This is a genomic window from Natrinema longum (assembly GCF_017352095.1).
Classification (GTDB): Archaea; Halobacteriota; Halobacteria; order Halobacteriales; family Natrialbaceae; genus Natrinema; species Natrinema longum.
Map to the genome: position 1 here is coordinate 2,129,526 of NZ_CP071463.1, position 18,998 is coordinate 2,148,523.

21 protein-coding genes are annotated in these 18,998 nt (G+C 66.0%); 14 read left to right on the top strand and 7 right to left on the bottom strand.

The features are described 5' to 3' along the window. Position 1: 1 nt before the first annotated feature. Positions 2-1,540 (top strand): L-aspartate oxidase, encoded by a 1,539-nt coding sequence (locus J0X27_RS10465; RefSeq protein ID WP_207269133.1) that lies wholly within the window; start codon positions 2-4, stop codon positions 1,538-1,540. 7 nt (positions 1,541-1,547) lie between these two features. Continuing rightward, positions 1,548-2,363, top strand: a complete 816-nt coding sequence (nadC, locus tag J0X27_RS10470; protein ID WP_207269134.1) for a carboxylating nicotinate-nucleotide diphosphorylase — start codon at positions 1,548-1,550, stop codon at positions 2,361-2,363. Between the two features lie 6 nt (positions 2,364-2,369). Here the strand turns inward: nadC and J0X27_RS10475 are convergent, their stop codons facing one another. From J0X27_RS10475 to J0X27_RS10485, 3 genes are all read right to left on the bottom strand, one after another. After that, positions 2,370-2,882, bottom strand: coding sequence for a DUF7529 family protein (locus J0X27_RS10475; protein WP_207269135.1), 513 nt, complete (start codon positions 2,880-2,882; stop codon positions 2,370-2,372). Between the two features lie 73 nt (positions 2,883-2,955). Further along, entirely contained in the window at positions 2,956-3,501 is a 546-nt protein-coding gene (locus J0X27_RS10480) for a class I SAM-dependent methyltransferase (RefSeq protein WP_207269136.1), read from the bottom strand. 40 nt (positions 3,502-3,541) lie between these two features. Then, entirely contained in the window at positions 3,542-4,255 is a 714-nt protein-coding gene (locus J0X27_RS10485) for a lipoate--protein ligase family protein (RefSeq protein WP_207269138.1), read from the bottom strand. A 57-nt stretch (positions 4,256-4,312) separates the two neighbouring features. On the opposite strand from J0X27_RS10485, the gene J0X27_RS10490 reads away from it, so the two are divergent. After that, entirely contained in the window at positions 4,313-5,206 is an 894-nt protein-coding gene (locus J0X27_RS10490) for a DUF8155 domain-containing protein (RefSeq protein WP_207269140.1), read from the top strand. Between the two features lie 447 nt (positions 5,207-5,653). Next, entirely contained in the window at positions 5,654-6,025 is a 372-nt protein-coding gene (locus J0X27_RS10495; RefSeq protein ID WP_207269141.1) for a hypothetical protein, read from the top strand. A gap of 13 nt (positions 6,026-6,038) precedes the next feature. On the opposite strand, the gene J0X27_RS10500 is transcribed toward J0X27_RS10495, so the two are convergent. Then, complete coding sequence (locus J0X27_RS10500; protein ID WP_207269143.1) at positions 6,039-6,923, bottom strand: IS1595 family transposase; 885 nt, start codon at positions 6,921-6,923, stop codon at positions 6,039-6,041. Between the two features lie 121 nt (positions 6,924-7,044). Between J0X27_RS10500 and J0X27_RS10505 the strand changes: the two genes are divergently transcribed. The 9 genes from J0X27_RS10505 to J0X27_RS10545 all read left to right on the top strand — a co-directional run bounded on the left by J0X27_RS10505 (position 7,045) and on the right by J0X27_RS10545 (position 15,652). Continuing rightward, entirely contained in the window at positions 7,045-7,380 is a 336-nt protein-coding gene (locus J0X27_RS10505) for a hypothetical protein (protein WP_207269145.1), read from the top strand. A gap of 187 nt (positions 7,381-7,567) precedes the next feature. Continuing rightward, entirely contained in the window at positions 7,568-7,909 is a 342-nt protein-coding gene (locus J0X27_RS10510) for a hypothetical protein (RefSeq protein ID WP_207269147.1), read from the top strand. A gap of 161 nt (positions 7,910-8,070) precedes the next feature. Continuing rightward, on the top strand, positions 8,071-8,562 hold the full coding sequence (locus J0X27_RS10515) for a PaaI family thioesterase (protein ID WP_207269148.1): 492 nt from the start codon (positions 8,071-8,073) through the stop codon (positions 8,560-8,562). 425 nt (positions 8,563-8,987) lie between these two features. Beyond that, the gene (gene nosZ / locus J0X27_RS10520) at positions 8,988-10,901 is read left to right on the top strand and encodes a TAT-dependent nitrous-oxide reductase (protein WP_207269150.1); all 1,914 of its coding nucleotides are present in this window, start codon (positions 8,988-8,990) and stop codon (positions 10,899-10,901) included. A 7-nt stretch (positions 10,902-10,908) separates the two neighbouring features. Beyond that, positions 10,909-11,835 carry a hypothetical protein gene (locus J0X27_RS10525; protein ID WP_224214597.1) on the top strand — a complete coding sequence of 309 codons (927 nt, stop codon included), beginning with the start codon at positions 10,909-10,911 and terminating at the stop codon, positions 11,833-11,835. Beyond that, positions 11,832-13,211 carry a nitrous oxide reductase family maturation protein NosD gene (gene nosD, locus J0X27_RS10530; RefSeq protein ID WP_207269152.1) on the top strand — a complete coding sequence of 460 codons (1,380 nt, stop codon included), beginning with the start codon at positions 11,832-11,834 and terminating at the stop codon, positions 13,209-13,211. The genes J0X27_RS10525 and nosD overlap by 4 nt, the downstream gene beginning before the upstream one ends. After that, entirely contained in the window at positions 13,192-14,121 is a 930-nt protein-coding gene (locus J0X27_RS10535) for an ABC transporter ATP-binding protein (protein WP_207269154.1), read from the top strand. The genes nosD and J0X27_RS10535 overlap by 20 nt, the downstream gene beginning before the upstream one ends. Beyond that, positions 14,118-15,083, top strand: a complete 966-nt coding sequence (locus J0X27_RS10540) for an ABC transporter permease (protein WP_207269156.1) — start codon at positions 14,118-14,120, stop codon at positions 15,081-15,083. The genes J0X27_RS10535 and J0X27_RS10540 overlap by 4 nt, the downstream gene beginning before the upstream one ends. Continuing rightward, positions 15,080-15,652, top strand: a complete 573-nt coding sequence (locus J0X27_RS10545) for a nitrous oxide reductase accessory protein NosL (RefSeq protein WP_207269158.1) — start codon at positions 15,080-15,082, stop codon at positions 15,650-15,652. The genes J0X27_RS10540 and J0X27_RS10545 overlap by 4 nt, the downstream gene beginning before the upstream one ends. 108 nt (positions 15,653-15,760) lie before the next feature. Here J0X27_RS10545 and J0X27_RS10550 read toward each other — a convergent pair whose 3' ends face one another. The 3 genes from J0X27_RS10550 to J0X27_RS10560 all read right to left on the bottom strand — a co-directional run bounded on the left by J0X27_RS10550 (position 15,761) and on the right by J0X27_RS10560 (position 16,942). Next, entirely contained in the window at positions 15,761-15,925 is a 165-nt protein-coding gene (locus tag J0X27_RS10550; protein ID WP_207269160.1) for a hypothetical protein, read from the bottom strand. A 148-nt stretch (positions 15,926-16,073) separates the two neighbouring features. Next, positions 16,074-16,238: a hypothetical protein gene (locus J0X27_RS10555; RefSeq protein ID WP_207269161.1), complete on the bottom strand. Its 165-nt coding sequence runs from the start codon at positions 16,236-16,238 to the stop codon at positions 16,074-16,076. 131 nt (positions 16,239-16,369) lie between these two features. Continuing rightward, a complete protein-coding gene (locus J0X27_RS10560) occupies positions 16,370-16,942 on the bottom strand; it encodes a cysteine hydrolase family protein (protein ID WP_207269162.1) in 573 nt (190 codons plus the stop codon). A 358-nt stretch (positions 16,943-17,300) separates the two neighbouring features. Between J0X27_RS10560 and J0X27_RS10565 the strand changes: the two genes are divergently transcribed. After that, positions 17,301-18,989, top strand: a complete 1,689-nt coding sequence (locus tag J0X27_RS10565) for an Hvo_1808 family surface protein (RefSeq protein ID WP_207269163.1) — start codon at positions 17,301-17,303, stop codon at positions 18,987-18,989. The last annotated feature ends 9 nt before the right edge of the window (positions 18,990-18,998 follow it).

Sequence of the window (18,998 nt, forward strand, 5' to 3'; positions counted from 1 at the left end):
GATGACCGAAACAGACACCAGCACGGCGACGACGACCGACGGCGAGACCGCAGACGTTCTCGTCGTCGGCAGCGGCATCGCGGGCTGTGCGGCCGCACTCGCGGCCGCCAGAGACGGTGCAGACGTGCTCTTGCTGACGAAAGCGACGAAACCCGACGACGCCAGCACCGACTGGGCCCAGGGCGGCATCTCGACGACGCGCGGGAATCCGGAGTCGCTCAAGGAAGACATCATCGACGCCAGCGACGGCACTGCCGATCCGGACGCTGTCGATACCCTCGTCGCCGAGGCCGACGACGCCGTCGAAGACGTGCTCGTCGACACCCTCGAGGTCGGGTTCGACGAGGCCGACGATGGGGCGTTCGACTACACGCGCGAAGCGGCACACTCCGAGTACCGAATCCTCCACGTCGACGCCGCGACCGGGACACACATCCTGCGGCCGTTCCTGAACTACGTCGACGACCACGAGCGCATCGAGGTCCGGCAGGACACCGCCGCCCTCGAGTTGATCACGGCGGAGGGACGCGTCCACGGTGTCGTCAGCGACGAGGAGTCCGACGGGCACCCGATCTACGCGGGTGCGACCGTCCTCGCGACCGGCGGCGTCGGCGCGCTCTACGGGCGATCGACGAACCCCGACGATGCGACCGGCGACGGCATCGCCATGGCCGCGCTCGCGGGCGCGGATGTCGCGGACATGGAGTACGTCCAGTTCCATCCGACCGCCTACGCCGGCGACGATCCCTTCCTGCTCTCGGAAGCCCTCCGCGGGGAGGGTGCAGTGTTGCGAAACGGCGACGGCGAACAGTTCATGGCGGACTATCACCCACAGGGTGATCTCGCACCGCGGGACGTCGTCGCCCGCGCGGTCGAAACCGAGCGCGAGGAAACGGGCGAGGTCGTCCTGGACGTGAGTCCCCTCGAGTTCGCGGCCGAGTATCCCGCCATCGCGGAGAAGTGCCGCGACCGAGGTTTCGAGGGCGACGAGATCCCGGTCGCTCCCTGCGAGCACTTCCTGTGTGGTGGGATCGACGTCGACGACCGCGGTCGCACCTCGCTCGATCGGCTCTACGCCGTCGGCGAGTGCGCCCGGACCGGCGTCCACGGCGCGAACCGACTGGCCAGTACCAGCCTGCTCGAGGGACTCGTCTGGGGGCTCCGCGCCGGCGAAGATGCGACCGGTTTCGAGGCCGAGGCCGTCGAGGCTCCCGAACTCTCCAACCGGGACCCCACTCTCCCCGAGCGCTTCGCCGCCGAGAAGTTCACCCGACTCACGCAAACGACGGACGAGTATCTGGGCCTCGAGCGCGATCCCGAGGAGATCGCTCGCGCGAGTAGCGTCCTCCGGCGGCTCAAGGGCGAGGTCGACGCCTACATCCGGACCCGGACGGCGCGGGACCTCTACGAACTTCGAAACGCCAGCGTCGTCGCATTGCTGATCGCGCGGGCGGCCAGCGAGAACACCGAGTCCGTGGGCTGTCACTACGTCGCGACCGACGCCGACGAGTCGGTGCCCGAATCGCCGGCGGACGATTGACACAGCTATGATCACCGACGCACAGGTCGAACGCTGGCTCCGCGAGGACGTCGGCCACCACGACGTGACGAATCAGGTCCCCGGCGAGACGACCGGCAGGCTCGTCGCGAAGGACTCGGGGGTCGTCGCCGGCCTCGAGGCCGCGACGGCCGTCTTCGAGTATCTCGACGTGACCGTGACCGATCGGCTCGAGGACGGCACCGCCGTCGAACCCGGCGACGACGTGCTCCGGGTCGAGGGGACAGCACGCGAGGTCCTCCGCGGCGAGCGCGTCGCCGTGAATCTCGCGGGCCACGCGTCGGGGATCGCGACCCGGACGCGGACAGCCGTCGACGCGGCCAGGGCCGAATCCGAGGCCGTCTCGATCGCCGCGACCAGGAAGACTACCCCGGGTCTGCGTGGCCTCGAGAAGCGCGCCGTCGTCGCGGGCGGCGGCGACACCCACCGGCTTGACCTCTCCCACATGGTGATGGTCAAGGACAACCACATCGCCGAGATGGGGCTCGAGGACGCGATCGAACGCTTCCAGGAGCGGACCTCGTTCGCGACGAAGATCGACGTGGAGGTCGAGACCGTCGCGGATGCGCCGCGGGCGGCCGCTGCCGGTGCCGACGTCGTCTTGCTCGATAACATGTCGCCCGGGGACACCCGGCGAGCAGTCGCCGAGCTCGCCGACTACGAGGGCGTGCTGGTCGAAGCCAGCGGCGGGATCACCGTCGCGGACGTTCCCGACTACGCTGCCACCGGCGTCGACGTGATTTCGATGGGGTCGCTCACCCACTCGGCACCGTCGCTGGATCTCTCCTTCCGGACCGACGAGTAACCGGCCTCACTCGTCGTCCGGACCCCACGCCCGAACGTCCGACTCCTCGAGGAACAGAGACGGATCGTCGTGGGAGAAACTCACCCACTGGTCGGTCGACTGGGTCGTCACGTGGGTCAGGAGTTCTTCCTCGAGGAGCGCCGTCTCGAAGACCGATCGACACGCCGCCAGATCGTACGTGAGCGGAACGAAGATCGCCGTCTCGGCCGCGTCGTCGCGTTCGACCGTCAGCGCGACCCGTCGATCGCTCCCCGTTTCGGCGGGCGGGCGGTAGTAGACGTCGGCTGCCGTGATCGTGACCTCGCCCGCTTCGACGAGCTCCGCGACGATATCGTACTCCGCTGCACTGACTGTGACGTCGAGCCCGACCCGTTCGTCCTGCTCGACCGGCGAGACGGCCGTCGGCTCGAGGACGACGGCGTCCCAGCCGTCCTCGCGGTACTCCTCGGCGATCGATCTCGCGTCCGCGAGGAGTTCCTCCCAGAGCGGGTCCGTCGTCTCCGGGGCGTCCGCCGTCATCGACGAGCCTCCGATCGCACCGGTCGCGTTCGGTGTTCCATACTCGAGTCCGACGGCGCGGAGCGGAAAAACGTTACCTCACGTCGGTCCCGTCGGGCGGCAGATCCAGCCGTTCCATCGGGTCGCGCCAGACGTCTTCGCCGTCGGGATCACACGCCGCTTGCCACTCCGCGGGCGGCATGATCGTCACGTCGATCTCCCCCTCCTGGGCCGCCACGGGCGGGTCTATCCGGACCTGGTGGACCAGCGTCCCGACCCCGTCCGTCTCCCGGATTCGGGCCAGTGCCGTCGTCGCTTCCTCGATTGTCAGGAAGGAGAGTAGACTCTCCGTCACGAAGACGTCGATCTCGTCGATTCCGAACGCCTCGCGCAACGACGCGACGAGGTCCTCGTCGCGGAGATCGGCCTCGAGCAGCCGCTCTCGGACCGGCGACGGTGCCGTCTCCAGAACCGTCGGCGACGAGTCGAAGCCGTACGCGTCCACGTCGTACTCGCGTAGCTGTGCCACGGTCGTCCCCGCTCCACAGCCCGCGATGACGACCACCGGCGCTCGCTCGGCGTCGACGCGGGAGTCAGCGACGGTCGCGAGTTCCCGGACGCTGTCGTATCTCTCTCCCATGCCACATCACCGGTCCACGCGTCGAAAACACTCTCGGTCGTTACTCGCCGTCGATGCGTTCGGCCGACACGTCGGTCGCGTCGCCGATCAGGGCGTTCTCGATGGTCGATCGGACGGCCGCGGGCTCGGAGGGACCGCCCGCGTCCGCGACGGTGCCGACCGTCGCTGCGTCCAGTGGCACCGCGAGCGAATCGTAGACGCCCTCGAGAACCCCCGTCACCGCCTCGCGGTTGGCGACGAGGACGATACCCGCGACGAGGGCGGCGTCCTGTCGGACGCGCTGGGCGAGCCCGACGACCTTCCGCCGTCGCCCGCCGTCGGCGGTCGCGTCCGTCACCGACAGCGAGTGCGTCCCGGGACAGAACGCCTCCTCGGGCTCGCCGCGGATCGGTTCGAGCCCGAGGGATCGAAGCGCCCCCTCGAGGGCGGTCGTGGCGCGCTCGTACCGTTCGGTCGAGCCGGTACGGAGATCCGCTATCGGTTCGGCGCGAGCGAACGCCAGCGTCGTTTCGCCGTCGTAGGCGACCGCTCGACCGCCGACGTCGCGCTCGATCGGCGGAAACCCGCGCTCGCGTGCGGCCTCGCGGGCGCGGTGGTAGCCTTCGAGACGGGTGTCCCGCCGACCGAACGCGACCTGGCGGTGTGGCGTCCAGACGCGGACGGCGGGTTCGCCGTCGGCGGCGATCGAGAGCAACGTTCGGCTGGCCTCGCGATCGCGCTCGATAGACGGGGCCCGCCCGCGAAATACACGCATACCGGACGTTCGACCCAGTGCATCTAAACGCTCTCGCTACCCAGACTACGGTAATCGATGGCCGTCACTCTTCCCGAGTCCGTACTGGCGCGCTACGAGCGGTTCTCGCTCTACAACTCGCCGTATCCCGCCCACGACGGCGGCTGTGCGATCGATCTGTATCCGGGCACCCTCGTCGATGGCCGGACCACCGTCGCGCCGAGCCCGGTCTCCGGCATCGTCCGCGAAACCCGTACCGTTCGCGCACCGCCGAAGCCCTACGCGCCCGAACACGACCACCTCATCCTGCTCGAGCCCTCGAGTCCCGACCCGCTCGACGGATTGACGGTCAGGATCCTCCACGTCGAGCCCTCGGTCGAGGTCGGGGAGCACGTCGAACGGGGTGACTCGCTGGGCCGGCTTATCCGGGCGGGCTTTTTCGCACCCTGGGTCGACAATCACCTCCACGTCGGCGTTCGCGGCCCCGATCAGAACCCCTACCGCGCGTCCGACTCGCTGCCGATCGAACTCGGCGTGTCGATACGGCCACTCGAGTGGGACGGCACCGGCCGCGTCGTCTCGACCGGGGACACCTACGCGGTACTCGACGCACCGGCACATCCGAACCCCGGCGCGGCGTTCGTCGGTGTGGGAGCCGACGGGGGCGGCGTCGTAGACGGCGGCCTCCCACACTACGATGGTGGCGGATTGCTCGCGCGTGACGGTTCCCTCGAGCAGGCGGGCACCGACGAGAGCGTCGTCTCGCTGAACGGGGACCGCCTCGGCGTCGCGGCCGGCCGAACGATCGCGTGGGACGACGTGACCGTGACGGCAAACGACGAGCCGATTACCGGACTGTCGCTGTTCTGTGCTCGAGACGGCGAGTTCGGCGCGAAACTGATCTGCCCGGATCGGTCGTTCGAACCTGGGGAGGGGGTTCGGGTGCGGATTCGCTCGATAGAGGCTCTTTGAGTAGCCCCGTTCTTTCGTTTCGACAGGAACCGTAGCTCAGACGGATCTCTTCTTCCAGTGCCTCTCTTTCTTCGGTGCCGATAACCGGATATCTGCCCTTCTGATCCCTGTTATGCGATCTCTCTGTCCTCCAGTATCGTTTCGTGAGATGGAAGTATCGACCGAGCCACTCGCACGATAGATTCCGTATTAAAAGTACCGTCGAATATTCTGATTCGTAATTCTATAGGTAAGATCAATACTACAATTGACTAATATCTTATCGCGATGTCTGATGGAAAACCGAACGGACTCGGTCGACGTCCCGCTCTCAAAACTCTGGGTCTCGGTCTCTGTGGGTTCGGACTCACCTCTCAATCGGTGACTGCCGACAGTGCTCCAGCGGCGGGTTCCGCGGATGATGGTCCAATAACACGGGCGACACGGATCGACGAAACGGACGACGGGATGTCCGACGAGGAACACAGGGAATTCATGATCGAAATGGCGGACAAGTACGGGGATCGAAAAGCTCTCGACCTCGTTCCTCGAAATACGCGATCAGATAGTGCGATCGTTCCTGCATCGTTGCAGTCCGACGACGTCGAAATAGCGGGGAAGAATCCTGCGACAGATCCAGGCGAAATCAAGTGGTCGGATAGGGACACGTTAAAAGTGAAGAGTCCGGGCGGCGGGACCGTCGTTGAAGCGGATTGTTACGCCGCACGATATAAAACTGGAGTCTACAACGAAGAGGGAGACGAGTACTACATGTACTGGATGTGGATGTCCGCCCGATCGCAAGACCACTCTCATTATACGGGTAACGCTCTTGCGTAGTTCATTGTTGATTTCAGAGTGTTGCTCGAATAGCGTGTTTGAGTGCGTCTCGTCCCGGTTTTCGATATAGTTCTCGGCGAAGCTGGAACGCTCTGAGATACTGTGTCAGCTTATCTTTCGAGATACCTCGATGCGGCGAGAGCCACCGTCGCGTCAGCGACGCGTGGCTCTCGCAGGTATTGACGTGGACCTCTTCGTCGGCGTATTCACCGTCACCGTGGACGACGTATTCACGGGTGAATGCGTCGTCCGCTTCGAGTGGCTCGTACGCTCGAAAGCCGTCAGTATAGACAGTCAACGACTCCTCTTGGCGGTCTGCCAAGAGGAGTCGAATCGTCGACTCGTTGGCGGCTTTCGCTGGGATTACGTACCGCTGTCCTGTGCCGCGATCAGCGAGAATGAACACGGGTGGCTTGTCGCCGTCATATGAACCTCGCCCACGCGTGGACAGGCCACGCGAGCGCGACTCCTGGTCGCGCTCGCGGCCTTTCTTCCCGGCAGAAACGTACACTTCATCGATTTCGACTGGGCCGACAAGATCGAGAGAGGGCGCATCGAGCGCTCTGGCGAAGCGCTCGATGCGCCGGTGCATCGTTTTATGTGTGACCTCGATTTCGCACTGGAGTTGTCGGAGACTCGTGTTAAACCGGAGAAACGCGTAGATCGAGAACAGCCACCGGCGGAGTGCAACCTTCGAGTGAGCGAAAATCGTGCCCGTCTTGTCGTTGAACGTGCGGTCGCAATCCTTACAGAGATACCGTTGGAACTCTCTGTAGCTGCCGTTTCTGACCGTACGGTCAGAACGGCAGCGGGGACAGGTAACACCGTCACGCCAGCGAACCTGCTGCAACAGGTCCGCTGCGACCGATTCCGACCCAAACACATCGAGTGGAATCATTCGTGTCGGGCACCGCTGACGCGGTGCCCTTGTCCTCTTTGACTTCACAGCGACCGCTCAGCAGTATCAACAATCTCCTACGGATGAGCGTACGGGTAATATCGAGAACTTTTGGTCGCAGATGGATCTGGGAATCGCCGACCTCGAGAGCTACGACCCGGGCGGAGACAAGTCAAAGAATGGAATGACCGTCGACGTCGGTGCGCAGGTCAGCGGTGAAACGTCGGGTGGCGCGGGTGCGTCCGCCGGTATCTCCGGGTCGTTCGTCCTGAACGAAGACACGGTTCGGCCTCATCGGCAAAAGACCGGTTTCGATATAGACTCGTTTGCGGTCGAGTGGATCGGTGATTACGAGGGGACACAGGAGATCAATGGTACGTGCGTTGTATCGACCGCAGGAGGGATCGACGCGACGTGGCGACGCTCGCTGGATGGCGGCTATATCGGGCTTCCGTGACGATACGGTCATGAGTAGAACGGAGCGCTCGACCCGCTCGAAAACGGCAACAAACTATAAATCAATAATGGAATCACGAAATAAAACGGGCGTCTCTCTCGTGGTACTGATCGCCGTACTCGCTACCCTTGCAGGGTGTTCGATGACTTCCGGAGTCACGGAATCGGGCAAAGCTGGTGATTGTGAAATGTTTTACAAATCGGGTGGTAATCATTCAGTCATCGGAGAGATCGGTGCGAGTCCGACAGGGGACGGCGACGCGGTGTTCGACGTTACACTCTATCGATCGAACGTGACCGAGAGGAACGTCGATATCGTCAGACTCTACGACGCTGACCGGAACCTCGTTAGTTCGGTTCCGATCCCCGAAAACCACTCGCGCGACGATACCGGGACCCGCGAAACGTACAGCGTCCACCTCGGAGAAAAGCCGCTACACGGTCGTTATACGGCCGTCGCAACGACGGTCGATGGAGAGAACATCGACGAACGGACTGTCGATTTCCACTGCTGGGCGTCCGATGCGTAATCAGGTATCCGATTCGCCCTGTTCCGAAGGGATCCCCGATCGGACACGTTCACACGGAAAGAGAGAGCCGTTCGCTCCTCCGTCTTCGAGCGAACAAACGCTTGACAACGGACACGCCAGGAAACGCAGCCGTCAAGACCGTCGCCGAGAGACGGGTGGCTATGACCGAGGAGCGGCCGACGATGGACGCGGTTGACGAGTTCGACGACCTCGAGAGCATGCTCCAGTATTTCCTCGAGGAGAACCAGGAGTTCCTCTCGTGGCTCGGCACGAACGTCGACAACGTCGGCGACGGGACGATGACGATGTCGATTCCTTACGACGAGAAATTGACGAACATCCGCCCGAGCGCCGACGCCGACGAGCAGGGGGACCTCCACGGCGGCGTCGCGGCGACGCTCATCGACACCGTCGGCGGGCTCGTGCTCCGGACGGCGATGGACGACCCCTTCGACGTGCGGATCGCGACGATCAACCTGAACGTCAACTACCTCCGGCCGGCGACGGCGGATCTCGTGGCGACCGCGGACGTGATCCGGGTCGGCGGCAGCGTCGGCGTCAGCGAGATCACCGTCGAGAGCACGGCTCCGGACGGCGAGACGAAGCCCGTGGCGATCGGTCAGGGCGCGTATCGCGTGTTCCGTCCGGAGTAATACTGCTGGACAGAACGACGTGAAGCCGATCGCATGTCGACGATCGTCTCCGCAGGTGACGGCCCTACACTCGCGACCGGCTTCGTATCGACTGCGATCCAGTAGTATCCGGGAGCCGTCGCGTTCGACCGTCGCTGTTTTCGCGTCTCCGTCGCGCGCTACCGTCTTCGCGAGCGGATCGCCGCTCGAGCGGTGACTTCGGGACATAAATTCATTACTGTTCTATACGGAATCATACCTGTCGAGTAGTCCGTTACTAGCTTTCGCCGAACACGTTCACCCTCCTTTCCAGTCCGCAGGAAGTCATCTCTCTCCTATTAGGGTGGACCCTCGAGGGCGAATCGTAACGAGCGGGATCGCAGGTTGGTGCCTGCAATCCCGGATCACACGTCGCGTGGCGACTGCGGACGAACTTCGACAGGACAATGACCCGACCCAACGATTCCGACGACCGATCGACCGAGACGAACAGCCCCACCGAATCGACGCTCGACGCGGATTCGGAGCGTGACCCGCTGTTCGACCGTATTCCCAGGCGGGATTTCATGAAGGCAGGGGCTGCAACGGGCGCGATGGCCTCGATGGCTGGCTGTACGGGACTGCTCGGCGGCGACGATTCAGTGGCCCTCGAGGACGTCAAGACCGACGTCAAACCCGGTGAACACGACGACTACTACGCGTTCCTCTCGGGTGGTCACACTGGTGAGATCCGTGTGTACGGGCTGCCGTCGATGCGCCAGCTGATGCGGATCCCGGTGTTCGGCCGCGAGAGCGCCCGTGGCTACGGCTACGACGACCGCACCAGCGAGATGCTGGAAGACGCGGGCGGCTACTCGTGGGGCGACACCCACCACCCGCGCGTGAGCCAGACCGACAACGACTACGACGGCCGCTGGGCGTTCGTCAACGACAAGGCCAACGGCCGGATGGCCCGGATCAACCTGAAGTACTTCGAGACCGACGCCATCGTCGACATCCCGAACCAGCAGGGGACCCACGGGGCCTGCTGTCTGCTGCCGGACACGAAGTACGTCTTCGGCGTCGGCGAGTTCCGTGTGCCGATGCCAAACGACGGGCAGGACCTCACCGACCCGGAGAACTACACGTCGGTCATCGCCGCGATCAATCCCGAGACGATGAACGTCGAGTGGGAGGTGCTCGTCGACGGCAACATGGACAACGGCGACGGCGGCAAGGAGGGCCGGTGGTTCTTTACGACCGGCTACAACAGCGAGCACGCCACCACCGAGAGCGAGATGTCCTCGAGCGACACCGACTGGGTGAAGGCCTTCGACGTACCCGCCATCGAGGAGGCCGTCGAGGCCGGCGAGTACGACGAAATGAACGGCGTTCCGGTCGTCGACGGGACCCGCGACAGCGCACTGAACGAGGGCGACCGCCCCATCGTTCGCTACATCGACGTCTCGAAGAGCCCCCACGGCGTCAGCGTCACGCCTGACGGACAGTACGCGATCGCCAGCGGGAAACTCGACCCGACGGCGACGGTTATCGACATCGAGACGCTCGCCGAGGCCGACGATCCAAACGAGTCGATCGTGGGCCGTCCGCGACTCGGCATGGGGCCGCTCCACACCGCCTACGACGGCCGCGGCCACGCCTACACGACGTTGTTCATCGACTCTCAGGTCGTCAAGTGGGACATCGAGGCAGCGGTCGAGGCCAGCGAGGAGTCGACCGATCCGGTGATCGAGAAGATCGACGTCCACTACAACCCCGGCCACCTGATCGCCGCGGAGTCCTACACGACCGATCCGCAGGGCGACTGGCTGATCTCGCTGAACAAGCTCTCGAAGGACCGGTTCCTCCCGGTCGGGCCGATGCACCCCGAAAACGACCAGCTGATCTACATCGGCGACGACGAGGAGGGGATGTCCCTCGTCAAGGACACGCCCTCCTACGCCGAGCCTCACGACGCCTCGATCGTCAGCGCGGAGAAACTCGACCCCGCGAAGGTCTACGACCCCGAGGACTACGACGAGGAGTTCGTCGGGCACGAGGACATCGACATCTCCCGCGAGGACGGTCGCGTCCACGTGAAGATGTACTCGACGCGCAACGAGTTCGGCTTCGAGGAGGTCACCGTCACGGAGGGCGACGAGGTGACGATGACCGTCACCAACATCGAGCAGACCCCCGACATCCTGCACTCGATCGCGATCCCCGAACACGACATCAACATGAAACTCGCGCCACAGGAGACGCGCGAAGTGACCTTCACCGCCGACGAACCGGGCGTCTACTGGATGTATTGTGCGTTCTTCTGTAGCGCACTGCACCTCGAGATGCGCTCGCGACTGATCGTCGAACCCGCGGAGTGATCTCACGATGACCCGATCCCGCCTCACGCGGCTGTTCGAACTCAGACGCCTCCTCCCGCTCGTCGCAGCCGTGCTGTTCGTGCTCGCCCTGCGCGTTCCGGTGTGGCGGATCACGCTGACGGCACCGCAGTACGTCGATCCGCTCGTCGTGGAGCTCTATGCCCATCCCCGGATCGGCGGGGACTGGCAGGAGGTCCGGGGGCTCAACAAGTACGTCGGGTTCTACTACCCCGATCCGGTGTACGTCGAGCCCAACTACGAGCCCCACGAGAAGGCGATCGCCGTCCCCGAGTGGGTCCTCGGTCCGGTCGTCTTCATCGGGATGGCCGTCGTTTCGGCGGCCGTTGCAGCCCTCCCGACTCGCAGAATTTCGACGGGGCTGACTGCCCTGTTCGCCGGCTCGATCGCGCTCTTCAGCGCGATGGGTGCCCTCATCCAGTACCGGCTCTACCAGGCCGGTCACTCGCTGGATCCGGAGGCCCCGCTCAACGGCGTCGAGGGCTTTACGCCGCCGCTTGCCGGCACCTACGAGGTCGCGAACATCAGCGGCACCGCCTGGTTCGGTCCCGGCGGCTACATGATGGCCGCCGGGGTCGTTCTGCTGGCCATCGCCTTCCGCTACCGAGGGTCGGATACCACGATCACCGAGACACCCGCGATCCTCCGCGGTGGCTGGCACCGAATCCGAAATCGGATTCGACGTCGCGGGAACGACGACGAACCGGCCCCCACGGGGACCGATCGGAAACGGAACCCCGACTCCGAGGAGGGACACCGGCTCGAAACCGACGGCGGCGTCCGTCCGGACGCGGACAGCGACGGCGACCGTCAGCAGGCGGCTCGAGCCGACCGCTCGCGTTCGGCCGACGCGTCCGGCGACGATGTGGCTCCGGACCGACGCCCACGAACCCCACCGGACGGTGACCCGCCATGAGGGAGGAATACTTCGCCGTCGCTGCTGCGGTGGTCCTCGTCTGTTCGGTAGCCGGTGGGGCCGTCGCCGCGACGAGCGGATCGGCCGAGACCGAAAGCGTCGACGGCTGGGAGGCGGACGTTCCGGCCGTTCACGACGTCGAGGAACCCCGTTCCGACGGCGTCGCGACGGTCGACGACCGCGAGTTCGACTCGGTCCAGGCGGCGGTCGACGCCGCCGAGCCGGGTGAGTCGGTTCGCCTCGAGGGCCGATTCGACGAACGGATCGTCGTCGACACGCCGGACGTGACGATCGCGGCCGCCGAACGCGACGGTGCGGTGATCGACGGCGGCGGCGAGGGCCAGGTCGTCGCGATCGCGGCCGAGAACGTCACTCTCGAGAACGTCTGGATCCGCAACTCCGGTTTCGACCGGCAGGACACCGACAGCGGCGTCGTGGTCAACGGCTCGAACGCGACGCTGTCGACGCTCCGACTGACCGAGATCCAGTTCGGAATCTGGATCGGCAGCGTCGACGACGTGACCGTCGAGGATTCGATCGTCGCCGGGCGCGAGGACGTCCCGCTGGCCGAACGCGGCAACGGGATTCACCTCTGGGAGGCGACCGACACCGAGGTGCGAAACAACTCCGTGACGACCGTCCGCGACGGCATCTACTACCAGTGGGCGGAGGGCGTCGTCGCCGAGGGCAACACGATGTGGGACATGCGCTACGGCGTCCACTACATGTACTCCGACGACAACCACCTCGAGGACAACGTCGCCTTCGACAACGACGTCGGCTTCGCGCTGATGGTCTCGAAGCGGCTGACGCTGCTGAACAACACCGCCGTGAACAACGACGGGACGAGCGGCCACGGCATCCTCGTCAAAGACGTCGAGGACAGCGAGATCGTCGGCAACGACCTCGTCGGTAACGGGAACGGCCTCTACGTCCACAACTCCCAGGACAACCGCCTCGAGTCGAACCTCGTCCTCGCAAACGACGTGGGCGTCCACATCACCGGCGGCAGCAGCGGCGAGACCGTCTCGGGCAACAGTTTCATCCGGAACGGCGAAGCGGCCTTCGCCGAGACGAACTCGCAGACACACTGGAACGACACCGACCGGGGCAACTACTGGTCGGACGCACGCGTCGCCGACCTCGACGACGACGGGATCAGCGAGAACCGCCACCGGCCCGCCGGTGCCGTCGAGGGGTTGGTTCACGAGCGGCCACAGGCGGCCGTCTTCGCTCAGAGCCCTGCCTTCGACGCGGTCAAACTGGCGGAGAGTTCGTTCCCCGTCCTCGAGACGCCGGGCATCGTCGACAACCGACCCCTCGCCGACTCACCCCACGACCACTGGAGGTCCTACTATGAAAATCACGATCACTGACGTTCGGAAACGGTACGGCGACGTCGTCGCCCTCGACGGGCCCTCCTTCGAGGTTCCCTCGGGGTCGACGTTCGGCGTCCTCGGCACGAACGGTGCGGGAAAGACGACGCTGTTCAAACTCCTCGTCGGCCACGATCGGCCCGACGCGGGGCGCATCGAGGTCGGCGGTCTCGACGTCGAGGCGGCGGGCCATCGCGTCCGCGAGCGCGTCGGCTACCTCCCCGAGCACAGCGGCTTCCCGCCGTCGATGACCGGCCGGGAAGTACTCGACGTCCACGCCCGCATCCGTGGGCTCGCCGACCGCCGCGAACGGATCGACGAGTGTCTCGCCCTCGTCGGCCTCTCCGAGGCCGCCGACCGGGCCGTCTCGGGCTACTCGAACGGCATGGCCCGGCGGCTCGGTCTCGCGTCCGTCCTGCTTTCGCGCCCGCCCGTGCTCGTCCTCGACGAGCCCACCGCGGGGCTCGACCCTCGCGGCGTCGCGGCGTTTCATCGGATCGTCGAGCGGATCGACCGCGAGACCGACGCCACGGTCGTCATCTCCTCGCACGTCCTGAGCGAGATCGAACGCCTCTGTGACGAGGTCGCGATCCTCCAGGACGGCCGGTTGCGCGCAAACGGCCCCATCGACGATCTGCGCCGGGCGGCCGGCGACCGCGTGACCGTCGTCTGCCGACCCGCCGACGACCGCGCCGCCCTGCTCGAGGCCGTTCAGGGTTACGGCGACGCGACCGATGCCGGCGAGGAAATCGAAATCGCCTGCGATCGTGCGGACGCGTTCGACCTCGTCGCCGCGCTCGGCGAAACGCAGGCGCTCGTCGATAGTTTCGAAGTGCACGAACCGGGTCTCGAGGCGGCGTTCCACGACGCGCTCGCTGCGGAGACCGACGACGAGGAGGTGCCAGCATGACGACCGATCGTCGGCGGGACGACCGCGATGGGACATCGGCTGCGGGAACGAGCGCCGACGCCGACCGGACGGCCACCGGATCGGACTCCGCCGACCCGAAACCCGACGGCGGGTACGAGACGGCCCCGGCCGTGGCTCACAGCGGCGACTCCGGAACGATCGCCGGCCAACTGTTCGTCGTCGCGGAGACGGAGTACCGGCTGGCGGTGCGGAGTCGCTGGGCGGTCGCACTCACCGCGATCTTCGCCGTCTTCGCCCTCGGGATGGCGACGTTCAGCGGTTCGGACGCCAGCCCGGCCGGCTTCGAGCGGATCGTCGCGAGCCTGGCCGCGCTCGTCGTCTACCTCGTCCCGCTGGTCGCGCTCGCGTTCAGCTACGACGCCATCGTCGGCCGCGAGGAGAGTGGCTGGCTGCAGACGCTGTTCTCGCTGCCCGTCTCGCGGTCGTGGGTCGTCCTCGGGACCGCCGTCGGCCGTGCGACCGTCCTCGCGAGCGCGACCGTCATCGGCTTCGGGGCGGCCGGCATCCTGCTCCTGCTCGAGTACGGCTTCGGTGGCTTCGAGTCCTACGTCGGCTTCCTGCTCGCCGCGGTCGGTCTCGGCCTGGCTTTCCTCGCCATCGGCGTCTTGCTGTCGACGCTGGCCCGCGAAAAGACCCACGCGCTGGGCGTCGCGCTCCTCGCGTGGGCCTGGTTCGTCCTCGTTCACGACCTGCTCGCACTCGGCGTCGTCGGGGCCTTTTCGCTGCCCGACGTGGCCGTCTCGGCGATGGTGCTTGCCAACCCGACCGGCGTCTTTCGAGCGCTCGTCCTCGGGGCGCTCGGCGCGGGCGGCGACGCCGGGTTCGCCGCCGTGCTCGCCGAGGCGGGGCTCTCGACGGGGCTGCTGGCTGCCACGCTCGTCGCCTGGATCGTCGTTCCGATCGCGCTCGCGGCAGTTGCCGTCAACCGACGACGACTATGACGGGGCGACGACCACCGACGGCGGTCTCGCCCTCTCGTCGTCGGGTACTGGCCAGCGCGGGCGCGCTCGCGAGCGCCGGCCTCGCGGGCTGTCTCGGGTCTGGTGTCGACGCCGAGCCCGCCGAACCGATCGCTCTCACCGACGGGCAGACGTGTGACGTCTGCGGGATGACGATCGCGGACCACTTCGGTCCCGCGGGACAGATCTTCTACGCGGACGACAAACCTGACGGACGGGACGGACCGGCCTGGTTCGACAGCGTCGTCGAACTCCTCAGCTACGCCGCGAAACGTGATGCACGCGGCTGGACGACGCGTGGGACGTTCGTCACCGACTACTCGAGCGTCGACTACGACCTGGTCGACCGGAGCAGGTCGACGTACATCTCGACGCACGTGGCCGCCGCGGCGTTCGCGGACGCGACGAACTGCTTCTACGTCGTCGACAGCGACATCCGTGGTGCGATGGGGGAGGACTACGTCCCCTTCTCCGAGTACGAGGAGGCCATGACGTTCGCCGACGAACACGACGGGACGGTGCGTCAGTGGGAGCACCTCGCCGACCGATAGCGGACTCCTCGAGTCGCCGTTCCGTCGTCGTACGGATTCGTGTCATCAATTACCGCCGATCAGCCTCGCGGGTCGCCGATCGGCGGTAACTACGGACACGAATCCGTATCAGTCGTCGGCGGTCACGGTCCGGAGGCGGAGCACGAGTGCCACCGTCACGAGTCCGAACGCGGCGGCGTACACCGTCGCACCGACCGAGAGGTAGTACCAGAGCGCGTACGCACAGCCTGCGACGCCGATCAGGTACACCGGTCGCAGCCGTTGCTCGTTCATTCGACATCCCGCTCCGTTCTCGACCCGAGTCGCGCCTGACCGATCGGCTCGCCGTTCCCCGGTTGTGCTCCGTTCATATCCGCTCGTTCGACCGACGATCGGAAAAGCCCCTCACTCGAGGCCGACTGTGGCGTCGCGCGCTCGTCTCTCAGCGATCGGTCGACAGCATCCGCAGCCGCACCACGAGATACACCGCCACGAACGCGAACGCACCGGCGTACAGCCACGTCCCGTTCGTGACCGCGTACGCGAACGCCACCGCGTTCAGTGCGATACCCACCAGATAGATCGGGCGCAACCGCTGTCGGTTCATTCGCTCTCACCGTTGCTCGTCCGCTCGAGACGCGAGCAGTGTGCCGTCGCGAGGTACGGTCGGATCGCGGTCATACCCAGTGTTGGACCGAGGCCGTGAAAAATCGCCGGTGTGGCCGCGTCGCCGGTCGGTTACGCGAACTCGATCGCGTCGCTCGGCTCGACCTCGCCGAACAGCCACGCGGCGTGTTCGAGGGCGTACTCGTGGTGCTCGTCCTCGATCGCGCCGATACAGTCCTCGACCATGATCGGTCGGAAGTCACGCAGCCCCGCGCTCCCGCCGGTGTGGAGCACGCAGACGTTCGCGAGGGTGCCACAGATCACCAGATCGTCGATCCCGCGGGCGTTCAGCCACCCTTCGAGTTCCGTGTTATGAAAGGCGTCGTAGGTGTGTTTCTCGACGATGTCGTCGGCGGCCTCGACGGGGAGTTCGTCGACGATTTCGGCCTCCCAGGACCCCTCGAGGACGTGCTCGCCCCACTGTTCGAACTCGTCGTAGTAGTGGGCGTCGTCGAACTGTTCCGGTGGGTGGACGTCGCGGGTGAAAAGCAGGCGTGCGCCGGCGTCGCGGGCGCGGTCGACCAGTTCTGCGATCGGTTCGACGACCGCCTCGCTGCCCGGCGCGTACAGCGAGCCGTCGGGATGACAGAACCCGTTTTGCATGTCGACGACCACCACTGCCGTGTTCGCTGGCTCGAGGCGCATGGCTAAGCGGTCGTACGGACGGGACGGTAAAAACGTTCGCGCCGCGTGCGGGGCGTCCTCGAACGCCGAGACCGGAGCGGCAACCCGATCGGCGGCAGGTGGCGGGCCGCCGAGGCCCGCGGGCGAACGGGGGACGCGACGTTGGCGATGGGTTCCCGACGCCTCGGACGAACAGGCGACTCGAGTGGACCACGGGACGGCCACGGCATCGACCCTACTCACCCGGAGACGAGGCTGGCCGTCGCCCTCGATCACACCGCCGATCCACACGCGGTCGCAGCCGACGGCGGTCGGTCTCGAACAGTGTAACCGCCGCCCTTTTTGCACGGCCGTTCCAACGGATAGCTAGTCAATCCACATGAGATCGACGCGTACCCGCCCGTCCGTTTCCCTCCTCGTGGTCGCACTCACTGCGGTGCTGGTGACCGGTGGGCTCGCCGGCCCGGTGCTGGCAGCGAGCCCAGCCACGAACGCGACCCCCGATTCGACCGCCGTTCAGACCTCCGATTCGGCCCCAGACGCCGCCCTCGAGTCGACTGCCGCTCGGAGTACGGTGGCCCAGGACGGCCGCCCCGCGGATCCGACGACCGAGGACACGATCGGCTACGTCGAGGGCTACTGGTACGACGACGAACTCCCCGTCGACGAGCAGTCCGACGCCGTCGTCGAGGAGGACGCGCTCGATCCCGTCGTCTACCGAGCCATGGCCCGCGTCGAACGGATTCGAAACATGACGTTCGAGGAGGAGGTCGACGTCGAAGTCGTCTCCCGAGCGGAGTACCGGGAGACCAACGACGGCCGCTTCGTGAACGTCTCGTCGGCCAACCGCCTCGAGCAGAACGTCGCCTACGAGGCGCTGTTCATGGTCGATCGGGAGACGGAGGCCGTCGACGCGACCCAGACGGTCTACGGCGGTGCCGTCGCCGGCTACTACGACCCTGAGACCGACGAGATCGTCATCGTCTCGGAGAGCCCCGAGACGCCGGAGCTCGACGAACTCACGCTCGGCCACGAGCTCGTCCACGCCCTCCAGGACCAGCGGTTCGATCTGTCCGCCCTCGGAGGACGGACACAGGACCGCGAACTCGCGAAAAACGGACTGGTCGAGGGCGATGCCAGCCGGGTCGAACGCGAGTACGAGACCCGCTGTGGGTACGAGTGGCACTGTCTCAGCCCCACGGAGGGGGACACCGATCGATCCCTCGACATCAACTGGGGGATCTACTTCACCGTCTATCAGCCCTACAGCGACGGCCCTCACTACGTCAACTACCTGCGCCAGCAAGGCGAGGGCTGGTCGGCGGTCAACGCGGCCTACGACGATCCGCCGACGACCACCTCGGCCGTGATCCATCCCGGCTCCGAGCGCGACCCGGTCAACATCTCGGTTCCGGATCGCTCGAGCGAGGACTGGCGACAGCTCCGCGTCGACGGCGTGGTCGCCAACGATACCGTCGGCGAGGCGGGCATGGTCGCGATGTTCGCCGCCGGCGCGCTCGACGGCGGGTCGTCGGTGATCGGAACCGACGAACTCCTCGACGACGAGGGGTACAACTACAACCACTCCTACACCAACGGGTGGAGCGGCGATCGGCTGGTCGTCTACACGAACGACGAGGCCGAGGCCGCGAGCGACCCGGCCGAGGCGGCCGGCCACGCCGGCTACGTCTGGCGAACCCAGTGGCAGTCGGGGACGGACACCCAGCAGTTCGTCAACGGCTATCTCCGCCACCTCGAGGGCCACGGTGCCGAGCCCGTCGAGGGCCGGCAGGACACCTACGTGATCGACGACGGCGGCTACGCCGGCGCGTACTATCTCGATCGAACCAACCGGATCCTGACGATCGTCCGTGCGCCGTCGGTCGCGGAGCTCCCGAACGTGGAAGCGGGTGCGGCACCCGACGGTGAGGACACCCTCGAGATCGTCGAGGGGAGCGATAGCGTCCCCGGCTTCGGCCTCACGGCGGCTGTGGGCGCGATCGCGGTCGTGGTACTCGGCGCGGGGACGCGTCTCGCCTGGGGTCGGATCGGTAGCGATCGGGACTGAGCGCCGACG

Coding starts and splice junctions, on each gene's coding strand:
- J0X27_RS10465 (WP_207269133.1), top strand. CDS start 2: ATGACCGAAACAGACACCAGCACGGCGACGACGACCGACGGCGAGACC.
- nadC (WP_207269134.1), top strand. CDS start 1,548: ATGATCACCGACGCACAGGTCGAACGCTGGCTCCGCGAGGACGTCGGC.
- J0X27_RS10475 (WP_207269135.1), bottom strand. CDS start 2,882: ATGACGGCGGACGCCCCGGAGACGACGGACCCGCTCTGGGAGGAACTC.
- J0X27_RS10480 (WP_207269136.1), bottom strand. CDS start 3,501: ATGGGAGAGAGATACGACAGCGTCCGGGAACTCGCGACCGTCGCTGAC.
- J0X27_RS10485 (WP_207269138.1), bottom strand. CDS start 4,255: ATGCGTGTATTTCGCGGGCGGGCCCCGTCTATCGAGCGCGATCGCGAG.
- J0X27_RS10490 (WP_207269140.1), top strand. CDS start 4,313: ATGGCCGTCACTCTTCCCGAGTCCGTACTGGCGCGCTACGAGCGGTTC.
- J0X27_RS10495 (WP_207269141.1), top strand. CDS start 5,654: ATGTCCGACGAGGAACACAGGGAATTCATGATCGAAATGGCGGACAAG.
- J0X27_RS10500 (WP_207269143.1), bottom strand. CDS start 6,923: ATGATTCCACTCGATGTGTTTGGGTCGGAATCGGTCGCAGCGGACCTG.
- J0X27_RS10505 (WP_207269145.1), top strand. CDS start 7,045: ATGGATCTGGGAATCGCCGACCTCGAGAGCTACGACCCGGGCGGAGAC.
- J0X27_RS10510 (WP_207269147.1), top strand. CDS start 7,568: ATGTTTTACAAATCGGGTGGTAATCATTCAGTCATCGGAGAGATCGGT.
- J0X27_RS10515 (WP_207269148.1), top strand. CDS start 8,071: ATGACCGAGGAGCGGCCGACGATGGACGCGGTTGACGAGTTCGACGAC.
- nosZ (WP_207269150.1), top strand. CDS start 8,988: ATGACCCGACCCAACGATTCCGACGACCGATCGACCGAGACGAACAGC.
- J0X27_RS10525 (WP_224214597.1), top strand. CDS start 10,909: ATGACCCGATCCCGCCTCACGCGGCTGTTCGAACTCAGACGCCTCCTC.
- nosD (WP_207269152.1), top strand. CDS start 11,832: ATGAGGGAGGAATACTTCGCCGTCGCTGCTGCGGTGGTCCTCGTCTGT.
- J0X27_RS10535 (WP_207269154.1), top strand. CDS start 13,192: ATGAAAATCACGATCACTGACGTTCGGAAACGGTACGGCGACGTCGTC.
- J0X27_RS10540 (WP_207269156.1), top strand. CDS start 14,118: ATGACGACCGATCGTCGGCGGGACGACCGCGATGGGACATCGGCTGCG.
- J0X27_RS10545 (WP_207269158.1), top strand. CDS start 15,080: ATGACGGGGCGACGACCACCGACGGCGGTCTCGCCCTCTCGTCGTCGG.
- J0X27_RS10550 (WP_207269160.1), bottom strand. CDS start 15,925: ATGAACGAGCAACGGCTGCGACCGGTGTACCTGATCGGCGTCGCAGGC.
- J0X27_RS10555 (WP_207269161.1), bottom strand. CDS start 16,238: ATGAACCGACAGCGGTTGCGCCCGATCTATCTGGTGGGTATCGCACTG.
- J0X27_RS10560 (WP_207269162.1), bottom strand. CDS start 16,942: ATGCGCCTCGAGCCAGCGAACACGGCAGTGGTGGTCGTCGACATGCAA.
- J0X27_RS10565 (WP_207269163.1), top strand. CDS start 17,301: ATGAGATCGACGCGTACCCGCCCGTCCGTTTCCCTCCTCGTGGTCGCA.